The sequence below is a fragment of the Algoriphagus sp. genome (genome assembly GCF_046296635.1).
Taxonomy (GTDB): domain Bacteria; phylum Bacteroidota; class Bacteroidia; order Cytophagales; family Cyclobacteriaceae; genus Algoriphagus.
Map to the genome: position 1 here is coordinate 1 of NZ_JBKBKZ010000010.1, position 16,032 is coordinate 16,032.

The following is a 16,032-nucleotide window of genomic DNA, read 5'->3' on the forward strand; positions in this document are numbered from 1 at the left end:
TAAACAACCAGAATCCGGAGGCCGAGCGAAGTCGAGGCCATTTTGATTTACTGGCAAAGAAGCGGATATACAGATTAAAATTTTATCCAGTTTGAATTTTTTCTTCAAAATGAATTCCCACCTCTTCCAACTCTGCCAAAATTGGCTCATAGATTTCTGGCAAAACAGGGACATGAAGTCCAGTTAGTTTGATTTTTCCCTTCAAAAAAAGATCAACGGCAATCGCAAGCGGTAAGCCTACCGTTTTTGCCATGGCGGTATAGACGGAATCCTGGCCAAAACTCACTAAACTTGAATTCACTTTTTTCACCCCGTTCTCAGTTTGAATTTCAAACAAGTGCTGCATCACGATCATATCTCGATCGGCAGGTTGGAGTTGCCAGTCCTTTTCCAAAATTGCCTGCAAAAGATGGGCAGGCGATCCTTTAGTTTTAGGCAAAAGTCTATTCTCAAAAAAGCCAAGCCATTGGATCTTTTCAAAAGTCGGGAAATCCATATCCGGAATGACATCAGCCAACTTTTCCTCTACGCTCAATTCAGCTTGGAAAGGAAGAAAAGCATTCAAAAACTGTCTGAGGGTAGTGTTTTCCGGCATTTCCATTTGGAAAGAGTCGTCTGTCATTCCAAGTTGAACAAATACATCCCAAGCCTTGCAAAAGCCAGCCCGACGCAAAGTTCCCCTAAGCATGGTTGGAATAGTTGAAAGTCCATACACTTGGCGATAGCTCAGCGAATCCCTGTTTGGGTACCCGTCAAAATCCCCCAATCCCGGAAAACTGATCGTCTCCATGCGCTTGAATAATTGATGATAAGGCACATATTTCAGATCTCCTTTTTCGATGTAGCGAGAAGTTCCCTGACCTGCCAATACCACATTTCTGGGATTCCAGGTGAACTTGTATTTCCAAGGATTGTCTTCACTCTCAGGAGCTAAAAGTCCTCCGGCGAAAGATTTGAAGGACAAAACCTCCTCACCTTTCTCCTTGGCCTCCTGGATGATTTTCATTGCTGACATGTGATCGATTCCGGGATCCAGGCCACATTCATTTAAGAAAAGAAGTCCCTTTGATTCAATCTCAGACTTCAACTTTCGTAGATCATCAGATTCATAGGATGCAGTAAAAAAATGCTTTCCTAGCTCAAGGCAATCCATTGCAATCAAGGGATGCATAAATGCCGGTAGCATCGAAATCACCACGTCAGCTCTTGAAATCAGTTTTTTCCTCTTTTCCACATCTTGAGAATCCAATTCCTCAGCTTGTGTGCCTGCTCGATTTTTAAGCTTTGCTTTCGCTGCTTCCAAGTCAAGATCAGCTAATATCAGATTTCGTTCATTTTCAGTACAGCTATCCGCCAAAAAATCAATCAAATAAGTGGAAGACTTGCCTGCACCCAGGATTACTATCGTTTGCATACACGAGATTTTATTGAGCTAAATTGAGAATATTTTTCACTTGAAAAAGAGCAATTATCAGGAATTAGGGAACTATTCCTTACTTTGATCGTAAGGTTTTTCCTAAACTGTTTTTAGATTGAAAAAAATAGAACTGAATTCCACTATGGAGGAATTAAGTCCAACTGAATTGGACCATATTGAGCAAGCGTTACTGTCCCGAGCTCAGGCGATTTCAAAGTTGGCTTATGCACCTTATTCCCACTTCAATGTGGGAGCCGCTGTTTTGCTGGAAAACGGCGAAGTGCTCCAATCATCCAATCAGGAAAATGTCAGCTATCCTGTCGGGACCTGCGCCGAGCGAATTCTCTTGGGTTACGCAGGGGCAAATTTTCCAAATTCTGCCCCAGTGATGCTCGCAATTGTTGCTCAGCGGGCAGGAGAGGAGACTTGGGCTGGAGTTTCTCCCTGCGGCATGTGTCGTCAAGCCATCAATGAAACTGAAAATCGCTACCAAAAGCCGATTACCATGTTGATCCTCTGCGCCAATGGTAATGTGCTTCGGATCAAAGGAATCTCGGCGCTTTTGCCCATTAAATTTGACGATCTCAATAGTTAGGAAGTGAAGCACTCCATCCGATTCGAGTATGAATCCCATTATTTTCTTTCACAGGTTCCCACTTTTCAGGAAAAGGAAATCTGGTTAGTGGTGCATGGCTACGGTCAATTAGCAGAGTTTTTCGTCCGAAAATTCAAGAAATTTTTTTCCCCAGAAAGGTTGTTTATTGCTCCGGAAGGCACCAATTATAATTATCTGGAGGGATTTCAAGGTAGAGTGGGTGCCAACTGGATGACCAAGCATGAACGAGAGACTGCCATTGAAAATAACCATAGGCTACTGAATAAGCTAATCGATTCTTTTTTTGAAAAATATCAAGAAAAGCCAGTGATCAGAGTTCTGGGATTTTCCCAAGGTGCTGCAACCGCAACACGCTGGGCGAGTGTTTGGGATGGGAAAATTGATACGTTGGTCCTTTGGTCGGGAGGATTTGCACTTGATTTGAATTTGGAAGCCGCAGATGAAGCGTTTGCAGAAACGGAGCTAATTTTGGTGTTGGGAGAAAAAGATGACCTGATCAATCCTGAAAGCATTCAAAAACAGGAGGCCCTGATTTTAAGTCTTGGTATATCAGTGAAAAGGATATCCTTCGATGGTGGACATGAGCTGGATACCGAAGTTTTGGAAAAAATCATCAATCTCAAAAAATAAGCCTATTTTTTGGCCTTGAGATTGCTAACATTCAAACAAATTGTTGAAATTCAACTTTCATTATTTTTGTAAAAATCTTGAACCCCATACATGCTTTCGCTGAATGAAAAAGAGGTAGACCAAATTGCTACCCAGTTACTTAAAGGAATGATCTGCTTCTATCAAATCGACAAGAAGAAGGTTCACCAAATGCCAGACGACGAAGATTATTTCAACTACGATTTAACAGAAGCTGAAGAAGATGTCCTGGATGAAATCGATGAAAATCCTGATAATTTTGCTGAATTCACCAAAATGGAACCGGCCCAGGAGCATCAAATGATGCAGGATTTCATTGACCGAAAGGTAAAAGAACGAAACCTAGCGGAAGACCTGGTCAATGCGCTAAGCAAGCCTAAAGCATCGACGGGTTTCAAATTCCTGATTGACGGTTCCAAATACAAGGCAGAGTGGACCGATTATCGTAAAGGGAAATATGAAGACTGGGTCAAGGAGCAAATTGATTCCTTTAACTATACAGAAGATTAATCCTATAAGCTGCCTAATCCAGAGCGGCTTTTCTTTTTTTATATAGTATGTCAGATATCATCATTAGAAATGAGCTTTTGTCCGGAGATTTGGGTCAAATCGCCGCCCTTCATGGTAAAATCTATCATGAAGAGCATGGGTTTGGGCTGGGTTTTGAAGCTTACGTGATGGAAAGCCTGCTTGAGTTTTACAAACAATATGATCCAATAAAGGATAAAGTATGGGTATTGGAAGATCAGGGAAGAATGGTTGGGTTCCTGCTTCTAATGCACAGACCTGATAATCAAGCACAGCTTCGCTATTTCCTTTTGGAGAAAAATTACCGTGGTATGGGCCTAGGCCGAAAATTGATCAGAGAATGGATGGATTTTTATCACGAAAAGGGTTATTCGGGAGCATATCTTTATACCACCACAGGATTGGATTCGGCTGTTCATTTGTATGAAAACATTGGCTTCTGCAAAGTTTCCGAGAAGTACTCCGAAGATTATGGAGTCCCATTGAAAGAAATCCTGTTCCGCTTAATCTAAGGCAATAGCCTTCCCTTTGATGAAAAAATTCGCATTGATACTTTTTTTAGTTTCGGTCAACCATTTTGCCTTTTCCCAAAACTGGGATTGGGGAGGGCCAATTGATCCACTTCAGCAAAAGTTTGAGATTAGACACTATCGCTTGAAATTGGAGCTTTTCCCTGAAAATGAATCCTTAAAGGGTTCAAATACAATTACTTTTTCTGCCGAAGAAAAACTGGATACGATCAGACTCAACCTGATCAATGAGTATGTGGTGGAAATGGTAATCATGGATGGAAAAGAGGTAAGTTTCTTTCATCAAAATGATATTCTGGATATAATTCCAATTGACTGTACCTGTGATCAGGTGCAAGTTTTTTATGGAGGGAAAACTCCAATCGCACAGAATCCGCCATGGACGGGAGGTTTTACTTGGGAAAAAGATCAATTGGGAAATCACTGGATGGGCTTATCCTCCCAGGGTGAAGGTTCACAAATATTTATGCCTGCTTTGGATCATCCTTCCAGTGAACCCAGCGAAGGTGTCGATGTGATCATTACCGTGCCTGCGCCTTACTTTATAGCTTCCAATGGTCGGCTGATTCGAACCATTGAAAAGGGTGACAAAGTGACCTACGAATGGTCTACTTCCTATCCTATCAATGTCTACAACATCAACTTCACTCTCGGGATTTTTCATGAAGAAAAAATGGATTTCAAATCCTCATCAGGAGAGATCGTTCCTATGCATGTCTGGGTTCTTCAGGAAAATCGAAATAAGGCCAAAGCATTACTGGAAGTATTGAAAATCAGCACGGAGACCCAAGAAAAGTACTTCGGGGCATTTCCATTTCCTGGGGATAAAATCGCTGTAGTGGAGACTCCGTATTTGGGTATGGAGCACCAGACGATCAATGCTTATGGAAATAATTTCCAATTCATAAAAATGGGTAAAGTCAACTATGATTGGCTGCTGCACCATGAATTGGGTCATGAATGGTTTGGCAATAAGATCTCAGTGGGGGATTGGGCAGATATGTGGATTCATGAAGGTTTGACGGCTTATGGGGATTGGCTTTTTTATTTGGAGCATGGTGGACCTGAGGCATATTTTGCAAAAGTGAAATCTGAATCAAAAAATATCCCTCATGCTCGACCAATAGTTAGTCCAATTAACTCTACCGAAGAACAAGCCTATCATCCCGAAATTTATACAAAAGGAGCTATGGTAATCCATTCCCTGCGTGGAGTATTGGGCGATGAAGTCTTTTTTCCCATGATCCTAGCCTTTGCTTCCGATGAGCGATTCACTTATCAAAACCGAGTGAACACCAAGGCTTTTACCGACTTTGTCCAAGCCTATTCCGGTAAGGATCTGCAGGGATTTTTTAAGCTTTACCTCTATTCCACAGATCTTCCCAAGCTAAAAGTGAGTAAGCGGGGGAAAACAGGATTTGCGATTTCGCTGCAGGATATTGATTTCCAAATGCCAGTGGAAGTCATGACTTCTGATGGAATTCAACGACTAAATCTCGGTTCAAAAGCTATTGAGGTAATTAGCACTACACCTCCGGTAGTGGATCCTAATGGTTGGATTATGATGGTTCGTTGAGGATTTAAATTAAGACATTGTCCCAAACAGGGTAGAAGCCATTTTTTCAAATATCCTCTAACGAATCGGTATTCTAAAACTAAAAATTGTCTGATCAATTCTGTTGTTTTCTTGAAAATAAACCGGGGCACCAGCCTGATTGCCAAAATTGTAAACATCTATAGCTTCTCTTGTTAGATTTCCAGCTTCTCTTCTAAATGCTCCAGAAGCTATGGAAGCCACAATTGAACCAATACTTATTGGCCAAAATAAATTACTGATTTTCGAAGACTGCGGCTGTGGTGCAAAGATAAAATAGGCTGAGCCAATGAAAAGCCCAACTTCAAGGGCACTCAGCATGGTAGTAATGTTTTGTTTACGTCGGGCTTTTTCATAAAGGAATAATGCATCAGGATCGGTCGACAACAGCATAGTAACTTCTTCCTTTCTCAAAGATTTTGGTCCATCCAGTACTTCGATTTTTTGACCTAAAATATTTCGCTTCATTTCAACTCTCAAAAATGGATTCTCCTGCGCATTCAATGCGGGAAGACTAAGTAGAATTACTACTAAAAAGAGTGTGATTTTTCGCATAATTCAAAAATTAAAGATCCACTTCACTGAATACGGATTCCTAGCTTCCAAAGATTTCTGATTAATCGGTATTCCAGGATTCCTTAGAATTTGATAATTGTATTCTTGAATCGCATCAGAAATATTCCGCTTACCTTCCTCTTTTATCCCCGGTCCAATTATACCTAAAACCGTTCCTGCTGTACTTGCACCTAGAAAGTAATTTCTAGATCTTATTGAATAATCGTCTGCAATGAAATAAACCAGTCCAGAGGTCAGTAAGATGGCAGTAGCTACTCTCATGCCACTCCCGATAGTAATATTTTGGCGGCCAACAAGGAATTTCTTCATAGTCTCCGGATATTCCTCCAAAGAACTTTTTACTTGATTCCATCTGATTTTCTCCTTGTTCATGGAATAAGTGTAATTGTTGAAAAAGTTTTCCTTAATAGTGATAGGAAGTGATTGCTGAGCGAATGCTTGGAATGAATGAGCAATCAAAATTATGATAATAAGTATCTTCATGGGAATCGAGTAAATATGACACAAATGAAAACTATGTTTTCAAAGATCAAATTTCAAAGATCAATTCCAAAATTTCATGTGTTTATAATTTGATTTTCAAAGGCCACACCTGCCTGCCGGCAGGCAGGTGGAATCTTCGCATGACAGATAATCATTCCTCTGTGTGTCGCTTTGGGTCATGCTCGATTACATATAAGATTAGGTGAAAAAGAAGTTCACTGCTGTGCAGGCGAACTTGAATCTAAGATTTCAGTAGGAAACAGTTTAAAAGTAAAAAGCCAGATCGCTAGATCTGGCCCTTATTTTTAACCTATTTTTTTGCCGTTATTCTTCAGAATCGCGACCAGTATAAGGATAAATACTGCAGCCCCGGCTGCTACTAGCAGCCAAGTTTGTTGGTACCATGCATCATTCCGACCTAGGTTGATGTCGATATCAAGACCTTTGTCTTGACCAACTGCCTTATGGACCACTGAAAGTCCGAAGAACAGAACTACAGCTAGAAATGCTGAGATTGAATTTCTTTTCATGTGTTTATAATTTGATTTTATCGGCCATATGGAATCTTCGCATGGTGGATAATCATCCCTGTGTGTGACGTTTTCGTCATGCTCGATTTCATGTGTTTATAATTTGTTTTGAGTTGTCAGACCTGACTGTCGGCAGGTAACCAGTCCCGGTCCGCCGCGGCGGATCGGGAGAATCTTGCATTATAGTTAGTCATCCCAAAGGGTGTAGCTCTGATGATGGTCGATTTTATTTCTAAATAGGTATTAATTAAACCTAAGGTTTCGAGTGATTCCAAGACCAATACTCTGAACATCGATAGTCGTTTCAGGTCTGAAAATGTGATTGTAGTAAGCAAATACATTCCAATCGTAATTGTGATATCCTAACATAGGACGGATATAGGCTCCACCTTTATTTTGTGAAGTGACTCCAGAGATGAATGTATATCCAAGATCAGTTCCTACAAAAAGACCCTCCTGAGCAGGATAAAATCTTAACAAAAGACCTAATGGAATTGCACCAAAGCCATCATTCATTCCTTGAAAAGATTGTGCCTCTGTTTTTTTGAAATACTTGGAGTATCCCGTGGCGATACCAACGCCGAAGCTATTTGTTCTCAAAAACTGAGCGGAGAGATCCAATCCTGCAACGAACGTAGAATAATCTGCTACTGCTCCTGTAGGAGCACCAATCAAGGCACCAATTTTCAACCAAGAATTAGATTGGTTGATGTCTTCCAAGCTGCGTTGAGTTTGAGCGAAAGCTGATACGCTTAGTACTAAGGCTAAAGCGGTAATGTAAAATTTTTTCATGATTTAATTTATTTCATTATTCATAACCAAAGCCAGTGCCCATATCTCAAAAGGGGATGAAAAGTTGTGAAGAACGCCTTCTCTTTGATTGGGTACAACAATTTTGAACTGCTATGACTTAGCATAAGGAAACTGAAATAAGAATTAGATAGGTCAAAAAGGTAAAATATTCCCCATAAAGGGGCCTAATTTTATATTTTCATACATAAAGAATTGTTATTTTTCTAAATTTTCCTGGGGGAATTCCTACTATACTTTTGAAAATTCGGTTGAAGTAGGATAGGTTTTCATAGCCCACATGAAATGCTATTTCAGAAATTCCCATATCAGTTTCCTGGAGTAATTTCTGTGCTTCATTGATCCGAAGTTGATTGACATATTGGGAAAAGGTCTTCCGCGTCCTAAGTTTGAAATATCTGCAAAATGCTTCTTTAGATAAGTTGGCTGTCGATGCTGCCTCATCCAATGTGACTTTTTGGAGGCGGTTATCCAGTAAAAATTGCATCACTCGATTCATCCGGCTGCCGTCCTTCTCAGTGAGACCGTGCATTACAATTGAGCCATTAAGTTGGATGAGTTCCGATTCAACCTGATTCAAAATGGACAAGAGGTGAATGGCAACTTGGAGTCTTTCCAGTCCTTCACTTTGGGCAAATTGGGCTACAGTAGCTTTTACCAAGTCTGTAGAATTACCTATAAGTTGAAAACATAGCCCTTCAAAATCACGAAATTTTTTAAGGGACTGGAATTCATCTACCTCTTCGATGGCTTTTCCCAAAGCTTCAAAATCAAAGAAAATCGTATGTCCAATTGACCAAAGAGTTGTAGAGGAATCGAAAAATTCAGGATCACTCCGAAATACATGCGGTGCATTCTCACCCAAGAAGAACACATCTCCTGCCTGAAACCTGCCCACATAATCGCCACTAAGAAATTGACCTTTCCCTTCTAATATCACGGTCAATTGCAGAAGTGGGTGCTGATGCAGTCTGTCATAAAAGTAACCTGCACGATCTTCCTGAAATCGAATAAATTCCTTTGGGGACTTAGGGACCTTGAAAGAAATAACTTTAGCCATTGTTAAAAATGGTATCAAATTGAGATAAATCAAAGTTCATTTATCCCAAATTGATCAATATAGTATTGGAAAGGATTAATCCTGTGAAAGATTCCGATGCTGAACCTACATACCTTTATTCAATAATTTGAAGAATAAACAGCAACCTATATAGCGTTCTAAAAATCAAATAAACTATGAATTGGAAAGGCGTATTCCCAGCGGTCACGACTAAATTTCACACAGACGGAAGTCTGGACATGGACTTATTTTTCAAAAACTTGGACTTCCAGCTGGAGAGCGGAGTTCATGGTATTATTCTCGGAGGGACCTTAGGGGAAAGCTCGGTTTTATCTCAAGAAGAAAAGATCACACTCACTGCTGAAACTGTCAAATACATCAAAGGCAAAGTTCCTGTCATACTCAATATTGCTGAAGGTGCTACACAAGACGCACTTTTCTGGGCGAAAAAAGCTGAGGAACTTGGTGCTTCTGGATTGATGATCCTGCCTCCAATGCGCTATGGGGCTGACGCTCGGGAAGTTGTCACTTATTTCAAAACCGTTGCTAATTCGACAAAGCTTCCTATGATGATCTACAATAATCCAGTGGATTATAAGACTTTGGTGACTTTGGACATGTTTACGGAATTGGCTGAATGTCCAAATATCCAAGCTGTAAAAGAATCAACCCGAGATATATCTAATGTAACTCGCATGATCAACCGATTTGGTGATCGATTTAAGATACTTTGTGGAGTGGATACTTTGGCGATGGAAGAATTGTTGATGGGAGCTGTGGGTTGGGTGGCAGGTTTAGTATGTGCTTTTCCAAAGGAAACAGTGACTATTTTCAACCTTATTCAAGCAGGGGAAAATGAAAAAGCCCGAGAAATTTATCGTTGGTTTTTACCCTTGCTGGAGCTCGATATTCACCCAAAACTCGTCCAATACATCAAGCTCGCTGAGCAGCATTGCGGAATCGGTTCAGAGCATGTTCGTGCACCGAGATTGACTTTGATCGGAGAGGAAAGAGAAAGAATTGAGGAAATTATTAGGGAAGGCTTGGCAAAAAGGCCGAAATTGTAGGGAAAAGATAGAAGCTGTAAGACAGGAGACCGAAGTCTCTTTCGTCGCGGTCTCCCATTTCGTTTTAATATTTCAATTTTCCAATCTTCAAATTACTATGACCTACGACTCAATTTTCGAAGCTGCTCAAGAAGCTTTTCTTTTTTACAAAAATGTACCAGGGAAGGAAAAGGCTGTCTTTTTAGAAACCTTAGCGGAAATTCTGGAGTCCAACCGATCCGAAATCGTACCCTTAGCATCAAAGGAATCTAACTTGCCAGAAGGCAGAATCAACGGAGAACTAGGTCGGACAACGGGTCAAATCCGGCTTTTTGCCAATCTATTGAAGGAAGGATCTTGGGTCGAGGCTACCATTGATCCAGCAGTTCCCGATCGACTTCCGCTTCCAAAAGCTGATATTAGGAGATACCTGACACCTTTAGGTCCGGTGGTGGTTTTTGGAGCGAGTAATTTTCCTTTGGCATTTTCCACAGCGGGCGGTGATACTATTTCAGCTTTGGCTTCAGGCTGTCCGGTGATCTACAAAGCACATCCCGCTCATCCTGAAACTTCAAAAAAGGTAGCTGACTGCATTCACGACGCCATATTAAAATCAGGTTTACCCTCCGCACTTTTTACCCATGTGGAAGGTGGGATACCTGAAGGGCAAGCCTTGGTCAAGCATCCAATTACAAAAGCTGTTGCCTTTACAGGGTCACATACTGGAGGCAAGGCATTGTTTGATTTGGCAAATCAACGTGAAGAGCCAATTCCTGTCTATGCGGAGATGGGTTCGGTAAACCCGATTTTCACTTTCTCCAAAAAACTGGAAAATGAGTTGATTCCCCTAGCAAAAGCTTTTGTAGGTTCATTGACATTGGGTGTCGGTCAGTTTTGCACTAATCCGGGGTTGATCTTTGTGCCAAAAGATCAGGCAAAAGCATTTGAAAATGCCATCGCTGCTGAGCTGAATGACATCGCCTCAGCTCCCATGCTCCATCCTGGTATTGCGCAAGCCTATTATGATTCTATCCAATATTTACAATCTCGCGAAGAACTTCGTTGGGTGAAAGTTGCCGATCCAAAACATTTGATCAATGGAAGCACTGCGTTGGCAGAAATAAAGGCGAAAGATTGGTTGGGTGATTCAGTTTTTCAAAAAGAGGTATTTGGAGCTTTTGCCATGATGGTGGTTTATAAAAGTGAAGATGAACTTTTAGAAATCGCCAAAAAACTTCATGGACAGTTGACAATTACCATTTGGGCAGAAGCAGATGAACTGAAAAACCAGCTATTTCTGATCAATCTTCTGGAAGAAAAATGTGGCAGACTACTATTCAAAGGAGTTCCAACTGGAGTAGAAGTAGGTTTTGCCATGCAGCACGGTGGTCCTTACCCGTCGACAACAGACTCTAGAAGCACCTCAGTTGGAGCTCATGCTATCAAGCGCTTTGTTCGTCCCATAGCTTTCCAGGACATGCCACAAGATTTACTTCCTGATGCACTACGGGATGGAAATCCATTGGGGATTTGGAGATTGGTGAATGGAAAATGGGAAAAATAAAGTACGATTTACGAAATACGATTTACGAGCTATTGAGTAGATATTGCCCTTAATTATGATTTTGCAGTACTTTTTAGAAATGTGGGATAATAATTTTCCAATCTTTCAATCTTAGAATTTTACAATTCTTACATGACCTCTAGACACACATTCTCCTGCATAGACGCCCACACTTGCGGCAATCCTGTTCGGGTAGTTTCCGGTGGAGTTCCTTTTCTGAAAGGAAATAATATGCTGGAAAAACGCCAATATTTTCTTGATAATCTAGATTGGATCAGGACAGGTTTAATGTTTGAACCTCGCGGTCATGATATGATGTCGGGCTCGATGCTTTTTCCACCCCATGATCCAGAAAATGATTTTGCGGTATTATTCATCGAGACTTCAGGTTGCTTGCCGATGTGTGGTCATGGCACAATCGGTACGATTACTATTGCCATCGAGGAAGGTCTGATCCATCCTAAAACTCCCGGTTTCCTCAGAATGGAGGCGCCTGCAGGCTTGGTCTTAGTCGAATACAAGCAAGAAGGTAAAAAAGTCAAATCTGTAAAGTTGACTAATGTGAAAAGCTTTTTGGCTGCCGAAAATCTGGAAATCGAAACTGAAGAACTCGGTAAACTGACAGTTGATGTAGCCTATGGCGGCAACTTTTATTGCATCGTTGATCCACAGGAAAATTTCAAAGGACTTGAGCATTACAGAGCGGAACAGCTAATCTCTATGGCTCGAAATCTCCGACAAAAAATGAACGAGCGATACGAATTTGTTCATCCTGAGCATGATCAAATTCGAGGGCTTTCGCATGTGCTTTGGACTGGAAAACCATTAGATCCCACGAGTACTGCAAGAAATGCAGTCTTCTATGGAGATAAGGCCATTGATCGCTCTCCTTGCGGAACCGGCACCTCGGCAAGAATGGCACAGTGGTATGCAAAAGGCTGTTTAAAACAGGGAGATGAGTTTATCCACGAAAGCTTTATTGGCTCCAAATTCATTGGACGGATCGAGGCAGTAACAGAAATCGACGGCAAACCAGCCATTATTCCAAGTATCGAAGGCTGGGCAAAAGTATATGGATACAATACCATCATCTTGGATGACGACGACCCGTATGTCCATGGATTTCAAGTGATATAAAAAGACGCTAGATATAAGACATAAGTATCAAGACTTTCGGCGACCCATTGTCTTGAGTCTTGATACTAACTACTTGATACTTCAAATGAAGCCAACACTCATTATCGGCGGCGGGATCGTCGGACTTTTCACAGCGTATTTTCTTCAAAAAGAAGGAATCGAAGTCACAATCATAGATCGGACTGATCTGAAGGATAATTGCTCCACAGGCAATGCCGGCATGATCGTCCCAAGTCATATCATTCCTCTTGCTGCACCGGGTATGATTACCAAAGGTATTTCTTGGATGTTTTCTTCCAAAAGTCCTTTTTACATTCATCCTCGCCTTGATTTCAAATTGGCTAAATGGTGTATGCTATTCTTCAAAGCAGCCAATGAGACACAGGTGAAAAAGGCTATTCCATTCCTGAAAAATCTTAGTCTGATGAGCAAAGCATTGTATCAGGAGTTTCGCAGTGAGCACCCCGATTCTGCGATAGCATTGGTTGAAAAAGGTCTGATGATGGCCTACCAAACTGAAGCCATGGAAAAAGAGGAGATTGAATTTGCACATTTGGCTAGAAAGCATAGTTTGGAAGCCGAAATACTTACCCCGGATGACATCCGAAAAGTAGAACCAAATTTGGAACTCAAAGCCCGCGGCGCAGTGCTTTTTCCTGGAGATGCCCATTTGGATCCGGGAGCTCTTTTTAGTTTTTTGAAAATTTATCTGGAGGAAAAGGGAGCGAAATTCCTCACTAAGACTCAAGTACTAGGATTTGAGAAATCAGGTTCAAAAGTCGAAGCTGTCATAACCGATCAAGGGAAAATTGAGGTAAATAAGGTATTGCTTTGTGGAGGATCTTGGTCTGGGGAATTGGCTCGAATGCTGGATTTTTCTCTTCCGATGATGGGGGGAAAAGGATATTCTTTTATTCAAGAAAATCAGCCTGAAATCACACAGGCCACTATTCTTACAGAGCAAAAAGTTGCAGTCAGCCCGTACGGTGAAACGATTCGATTTGGCGGAACAATGGAAATCGCCGGCACAAATCAATCTATAAACATGAATCGGGTGAAAGGAATTTTTGAATCCATCAACCGCTATTACCCGGATTTTGAAGCCAAGTTTCCCGAAAAAGATCAGATTTGGAAAGGTCTTCGTCCTTGCTCCCCTGATGGACTGCCTTATATCGGTTTTGCTCCTGATTATTCCAATGTTTTGGTAGGCAGCGGGCACTCGATGATGGGAATTTCTTTAGCGCCAGCCACTGGGAAGATTCTCGCTGAGCTTCATCAGCAAAAGATGACTTCTATGGAAATACAAGGCTTTGAAGTGGGGAGATATTCTTGATAATTGGAAAAGTCATGGGTATAGATCCTATATCTTCACCCATGACTTTCCTCAAAATTATCCTTCTTGGAAGTTGAAAATGGAATTTCATCATGCCATTCTGTCTCCCGTCTTCGCCAGTCCGCAGTGGTGGAGTCTTCCAGCTGGATTTCAAGAAAATATGCTTCAGGAGGCAGAATGTCGAATATCCGTTTACTTCAATTCAATTTCCTCAAGTATTTGAAAAATTCAGAGTCTGTAGAAAGTACAATGCTCGTGTTTTCATCCATCGATTTCTCGAAGCTTTCCATCGTTCTAAGAAATTTGTATAGGTCGATCGAAGTTCTGTTTTTATTATATGCTGAAGCATAAATATCTGTGGCCTCAGCGTCTGCACGTCCTTTTATTTCTTCCGCTTCTCTGAAAGCCTCGGATTGAATTTTTGCCAAATCCCGCTCCTTATTCCCTTCAATTACCCGCGCTTGGCCTTGACCTTCGGATCTAAATTGATCTGCAATTCTATTTCGTTCAGAGATCATTCTGTCGTATACTCGATCTCTAACCTCGTCCACATAGTTCATACGCTTGAATCTAAAGTCCAGAATTCTTACGCCTAGATCAGTGGTGCGTTCATTGGCTTTTTCCAGAACTATTTTTTCGATCTTGTCTCGACCCACAAAAATACCCTGCAATACTTCGATCTCTTCCATAAAGTCCTCTGTAATCTCAGGATCTCGATTGGAAGATCGAACGATCTCCAAGAGATCATGACTAGCGATGGCATTTCTGGTTTCACCGTCCAAAATATCATCCAGTCTGGATTGGGCAGAGCGCTCATCCCTTAGTCGGATAAAGAACTGAAGCGGGTTCGTGATTTCCCATCTGGCATAAGTATCTACAAAGATGAATTTCTTGTCTTTTGTTGGTACTTGGTTTTTGTCCCCATCCCACTCCAAGTATCGCTTATCAAAAAACTGAACTTTGTGTAAAAAGGGCGTCTTGAAATTGATGCCAGGTGAGGTTCTCGGTTCACCTACCGGCTTGCCAAACTGCGTGACAATGGCCTGCTCAGTTTCATCCAGAATGAAGTAACTGTTGAATACCAAAAGGGTCAGAATGACTCCAATTACTGTATATCCTATTTTTCGCTTTCTCATTGGACTGGAGTTTTTACTTTGTCAATATTTAATAGTGGCAAGACATTGTTACCTTTTTCATCTACGATGATTTTGTTACCTATTTTAGGCAGGATTTTTTCCATCGTTTCCAAATAAATCCGTTGTTTGGTTACCTCAGGAGCCTTGACATAGGATTCGTATAAGGCGTTGAATCGCTCCGCTTCACCCTTGGCACGATTGACTCGGTTCAAAGCAAAAGCCTCCGCTAGTTGAATCGTCTCCTCAGCTTCTCCTCGCGCTCTTGGGATAACGCGGTTGTATTCTGCTTCGGCTTGATTGATCAAGGTTTCACGCTCTTGTTGGGCCTGGTTCACCGCGTTGAAGGAAGGCTTCACCGACTCAGGAGGATTGACATCCTGGAGGACCACTTGGTCGATACGGATTCCATTTTCGTATTCGTCACACATCTCTTGCAGCCGAACTTCCACACTGGATGCAACTTCCTGTCTTCCTACAGTGAGTACTTCATTGACGGTGCGATCACCTACCACCTTTCGCATGACAGACTCTGACATGTCTCTCAGCGTCTTTTCAGCATTTCTAACTTTGAATAAGTAATTGTATGAGTTGGTGATTCTATACTGCACCACCCATTCTACGTTGGTAAGATTCAGGTCACCTGTGAGCATCATACTTTCGTCGCCAAACTCACCCACAGTATACTCACTACGCTGTCCCGCCTGGGTGGTTCTAAATCCAAATTCCTGTTTCAGTTGCCGTTGAACTGGGATTTTATGCATGGTCTCAATTCCAAAGGGAATAATAAAATTCAGGCCCGGCAGCACCGTCCGGTTATATTCTCCTAGCTGGATTACCACTCCCTCCTCTTCAGGACCTACAGTCCGGACACTGGAAAAGATCGCCACAAGGACTAAAATTCCAATAATGATTTTACTCAGATATTTCTTGACCCAATCCGGATCAATATTGATTTGATAATTTTTCTCGTCCATATATATTTTCTTTTAAATTTTTTTAGGTAATGAAATTGGACTTCTGCTAA

Annotated in this window: 17 protein-coding genes; 9 read left to right on the plus strand and 8 right to left on the minus strand. The window is 41.4% G+C overall.

Annotation, left to right across the window (positions count from 1 at the left end):
• Window positions 1–82 precede the first annotated feature (82 nt).
• Window positions 83–1,414, minus strand: a complete 1,332-nt coding sequence (locus tag ACK4HU_RS09075; protein WP_409805804.1) for a saccharopine dehydrogenase C-terminal domain-containing protein — start codon at window positions 1,412–1,414, stop codon at window positions 83–85.
• Between the two features lie 118 nt (window positions 1,415–1,532).
• Here ACK4HU_RS09075 and ACK4HU_RS09080 point away from each other — a divergent pair, with 118 nt between their 5' ends.
• The 5 genes from ACK4HU_RS09080 to ACK4HU_RS09100 all read left to right on the plus strand — a co-directional run bounded on the left by ACK4HU_RS09080 (window position 1,533) and on the right by ACK4HU_RS09100 (window position 5,315).
• Window positions 1,533–2,012, plus strand: coding sequence for a cytidine deaminase (locus ACK4HU_RS09080; protein WP_409805807.1), 480 nt, complete (start codon window positions 1,533–1,535; stop codon window positions 2,010–2,012).
• A 3-nt stretch (window positions 2,013–2,015) separates the two neighbouring features.
• Complete coding sequence (locus tag ACK4HU_RS09085) at window positions 2,016–2,663, plus strand: alpha/beta hydrolase (protein ID WP_409805810.1); 648 nt, start codon at window positions 2,016–2,018, stop codon at window positions 2,661–2,663.
• Between the two features lie 90 nt (window positions 2,664–2,753).
• The gene (locus tag ACK4HU_RS09090) at window positions 2,754–3,191 is read left to right on the plus strand and encodes a UPF0158 family protein (protein WP_409805813.1); all 438 of its coding nucleotides are present in this window, start codon (window positions 2,754–2,756) and stop codon (window positions 3,189–3,191) included.
• A gap of 47 nt (window positions 3,192–3,238) precedes the next feature.
• Window positions 3,239–3,721, plus strand: a complete 483-nt coding sequence (locus tag ACK4HU_RS09095; protein ID WP_409805815.1) for a GNAT family N-acetyltransferase — start codon at window positions 3,239–3,241, stop codon at window positions 3,719–3,721.
• Window positions 3,722–3,740: 19 nt separating this feature from the next.
• Window positions 3,741–5,315 carry a M1 family metallopeptidase gene (locus tag ACK4HU_RS09100; protein ID WP_409805817.1) on the plus strand — a complete coding sequence of 525 codons (1,575 nt, stop codon included), beginning with the start codon at window positions 3,741–3,743 and terminating at the stop codon, window positions 5,313–5,315.
• A gap of 57 nt (window positions 5,316–5,372) precedes the next feature.
• On the opposite strand, the gene ACK4HU_RS09105 is transcribed toward ACK4HU_RS09100, so the two are convergent.
• The 5 genes from ACK4HU_RS09105 to ACK4HU_RS09125 form a co-directional block, all read right to left on the minus strand.
• On the minus strand, window positions 5,373–5,888 hold the full coding sequence (locus ACK4HU_RS09105) for a hypothetical protein (protein WP_409805819.1): 516 nt from the start codon (window positions 5,886–5,888) through the stop codon (window positions 5,373–5,375).
• 3 nt (window positions 5,889–5,891) lie between these two features.
• Window positions 5,892–6,392, minus strand: a complete 501-nt coding sequence (locus ACK4HU_RS09110; protein ID WP_409805821.1) for a hypothetical protein — start codon at window positions 6,390–6,392, stop codon at window positions 5,892–5,894.
• Window positions 6,393–6,697: 305 nt separating this feature from the next.
• Complete coding sequence (locus tag ACK4HU_RS09115) at window positions 6,698–6,922, minus strand: hypothetical protein (RefSeq protein WP_409805825.1); 225 nt, start codon at window positions 6,920–6,922, stop codon at window positions 6,698–6,700.
• Window positions 6,923–7,165: 243 nt separating this feature from the next.
• The gene (locus ACK4HU_RS09120; protein ID WP_409805827.1) at window positions 7,166–7,714 is read right to left on the minus strand and encodes a hypothetical protein; all 549 of its coding nucleotides are present in this window, start codon (window positions 7,712–7,714) and stop codon (window positions 7,166–7,168) included.
• Between the two features lie 199 nt (window positions 7,715–7,913).
• Window positions 7,914–8,792: an AraC family transcriptional regulator gene (locus tag ACK4HU_RS09125; protein ID WP_409805830.1), complete on the minus strand. Its 879-nt coding sequence runs from the start codon at window positions 8,790–8,792 to the stop codon at window positions 7,914–7,916.
• Between the two features lie 176 nt (window positions 8,793–8,968).
• Between ACK4HU_RS09125 and ACK4HU_RS09130 the strand changes: the two genes are divergently transcribed.
• The 4 genes from ACK4HU_RS09130 (at window position 8,969) to ACK4HU_RS09145 (ending at window position 13,872) form a co-directional block, all read left to right on the plus strand.
• Entirely contained in the window at window positions 8,969–9,859 is an 891-nt protein-coding gene (locus tag ACK4HU_RS09130) for a dihydrodipicolinate synthase family protein (protein ID WP_409805833.1), read from the plus strand.
• Window positions 9,860–9,956: 97 nt separating this feature from the next.
• Window positions 9,957–11,402: an aldehyde dehydrogenase (NADP(+)) gene (locus tag ACK4HU_RS09135; RefSeq protein ID WP_409805834.1), complete on the plus strand. Its 1,446-nt coding sequence runs from the start codon at window positions 9,957–9,959 to the stop codon at window positions 11,400–11,402.
• A gap of 132 nt (window positions 11,403–11,534) precedes the next feature.
• Entirely contained in the window at window positions 11,535–12,539 is a 1,005-nt protein-coding gene (locus tag ACK4HU_RS09140) for a 4-hydroxyproline epimerase (protein ID WP_409805837.1), read from the plus strand.
• Between the two features lie 85 nt (window positions 12,540–12,624).
• The gene (locus ACK4HU_RS09145; protein WP_409805839.1) at window positions 12,625–13,872 is read left to right on the plus strand and encodes an NAD(P)/FAD-dependent oxidoreductase; all 1,248 of its coding nucleotides are present in this window, start codon (window positions 12,625–12,627) and stop codon (window positions 13,870–13,872) included.
• 197 nt (window positions 13,873–14,069) lie between these two features.
• Here the strand turns inward: ACK4HU_RS09145 and hflC are convergent, their stop codons facing one another.
• Together hflC and hflK are read right to left on the minus strand one after the other, a co-directional pair.
• Window positions 14,070–15,008, minus strand: a complete 939-nt coding sequence (gene hflC / locus ACK4HU_RS09150) for a protease modulator HflC (protein WP_409805842.1) — start codon at window positions 15,006–15,008, stop codon at window positions 14,070–14,072.
• Window positions 15,005–15,982: an FtsH protease activity modulator HflK gene (gene hflK / locus ACK4HU_RS09155; RefSeq protein ID WP_409805845.1), complete on the minus strand. Its 978-nt coding sequence runs from the start codon at window positions 15,980–15,982 to the stop codon at window positions 15,005–15,007. The genes hflC and hflK overlap by 4 nt, the downstream gene beginning before the upstream one ends.
• Between the last annotated feature and the right edge of the window lie 50 nt (window positions 15,983–16,032).

Coding starts and splice junctions, on each gene's coding strand:
- ACK4HU_RS09075 (WP_409805804.1), bottom strand. CDS start 1,414: ATGCAAACGATAGTAATCCTGGGTGCAGGCAAGTCTTCCACTTATTTG.
- ACK4HU_RS09090 (WP_409805813.1), top strand. CDS start 2,754: ATGCTTTCGCTGAATGAAAAAGAGGTAGACCAAATTGCTACCCAGTTA.
- ACK4HU_RS09095 (WP_409805815.1), top strand. CDS start 3,239: ATGTCAGATATCATCATTAGAAATGAGCTTTTGTCCGGAGATTTGGGT.
- ACK4HU_RS09100 (WP_409805817.1), top strand. CDS start 3,741: ATGAAAAAATTCGCATTGATACTTTTTTTAGTTTCGGTCAACCATTTT.
- ACK4HU_RS09105 (WP_409805819.1), bottom strand. CDS start 5,888: ATGCGAAAAATCACACTCTTTTTAGTAGTAATTCTACTTAGTCTTCCC.
- ACK4HU_RS09110 (WP_409805821.1), bottom strand. CDS start 6,392: ATGAAGATACTTATTATCATAATTTTGATTGCTCATTCATTCCAAGCA.
- ACK4HU_RS09115 (WP_409805825.1), bottom strand. CDS start 6,922: ATGAAAAGAAATTCAATCTCAGCATTTCTAGCTGTAGTTCTGTTCTTC.
- ACK4HU_RS09120 (WP_409805827.1), bottom strand. CDS start 7,714: ATGAAAAAATTTTACATTACCGCTTTAGCCTTAGTACTAAGCGTATCA.
- ACK4HU_RS09125 (WP_409805830.1), bottom strand. CDS start 8,792: ATGGCTAAAGTTATTTCTTTCAAGGTCCCTAAGTCCCCAAAGGAATTT.
- ACK4HU_RS09130 (WP_409805833.1), top strand. CDS start 8,969: ATGAATTGGAAAGGCGTATTCCCAGCGGTCACGACTAAATTTCACACA.
- ACK4HU_RS09135 (WP_409805834.1), top strand. CDS start 9,957: ATGACCTACGACTCAATTTTCGAAGCTGCTCAAGAAGCTTTTCTTTTT.
- ACK4HU_RS09140 (WP_409805837.1), top strand. CDS start 11,535: ATGACCTCTAGACACACATTCTCCTGCATAGACGCCCACACTTGCGGC.
- ACK4HU_RS09145 (WP_409805839.1), top strand. CDS start 12,625: ATGAAGCCAACACTCATTATCGGCGGCGGGATCGTCGGACTTTTCACA.
- hflC (WP_409805842.1), bottom strand. CDS start 15,008: ATGAGAAAGCGAAAAATAGGATATACAGTAATTGGAGTCATTCTGACC.
- hflK (WP_409805845.1), bottom strand. CDS start 15,982: ATGGACGAGAAAAATTATCAAATCAATATTGATCCGGATTGGGTCAAG.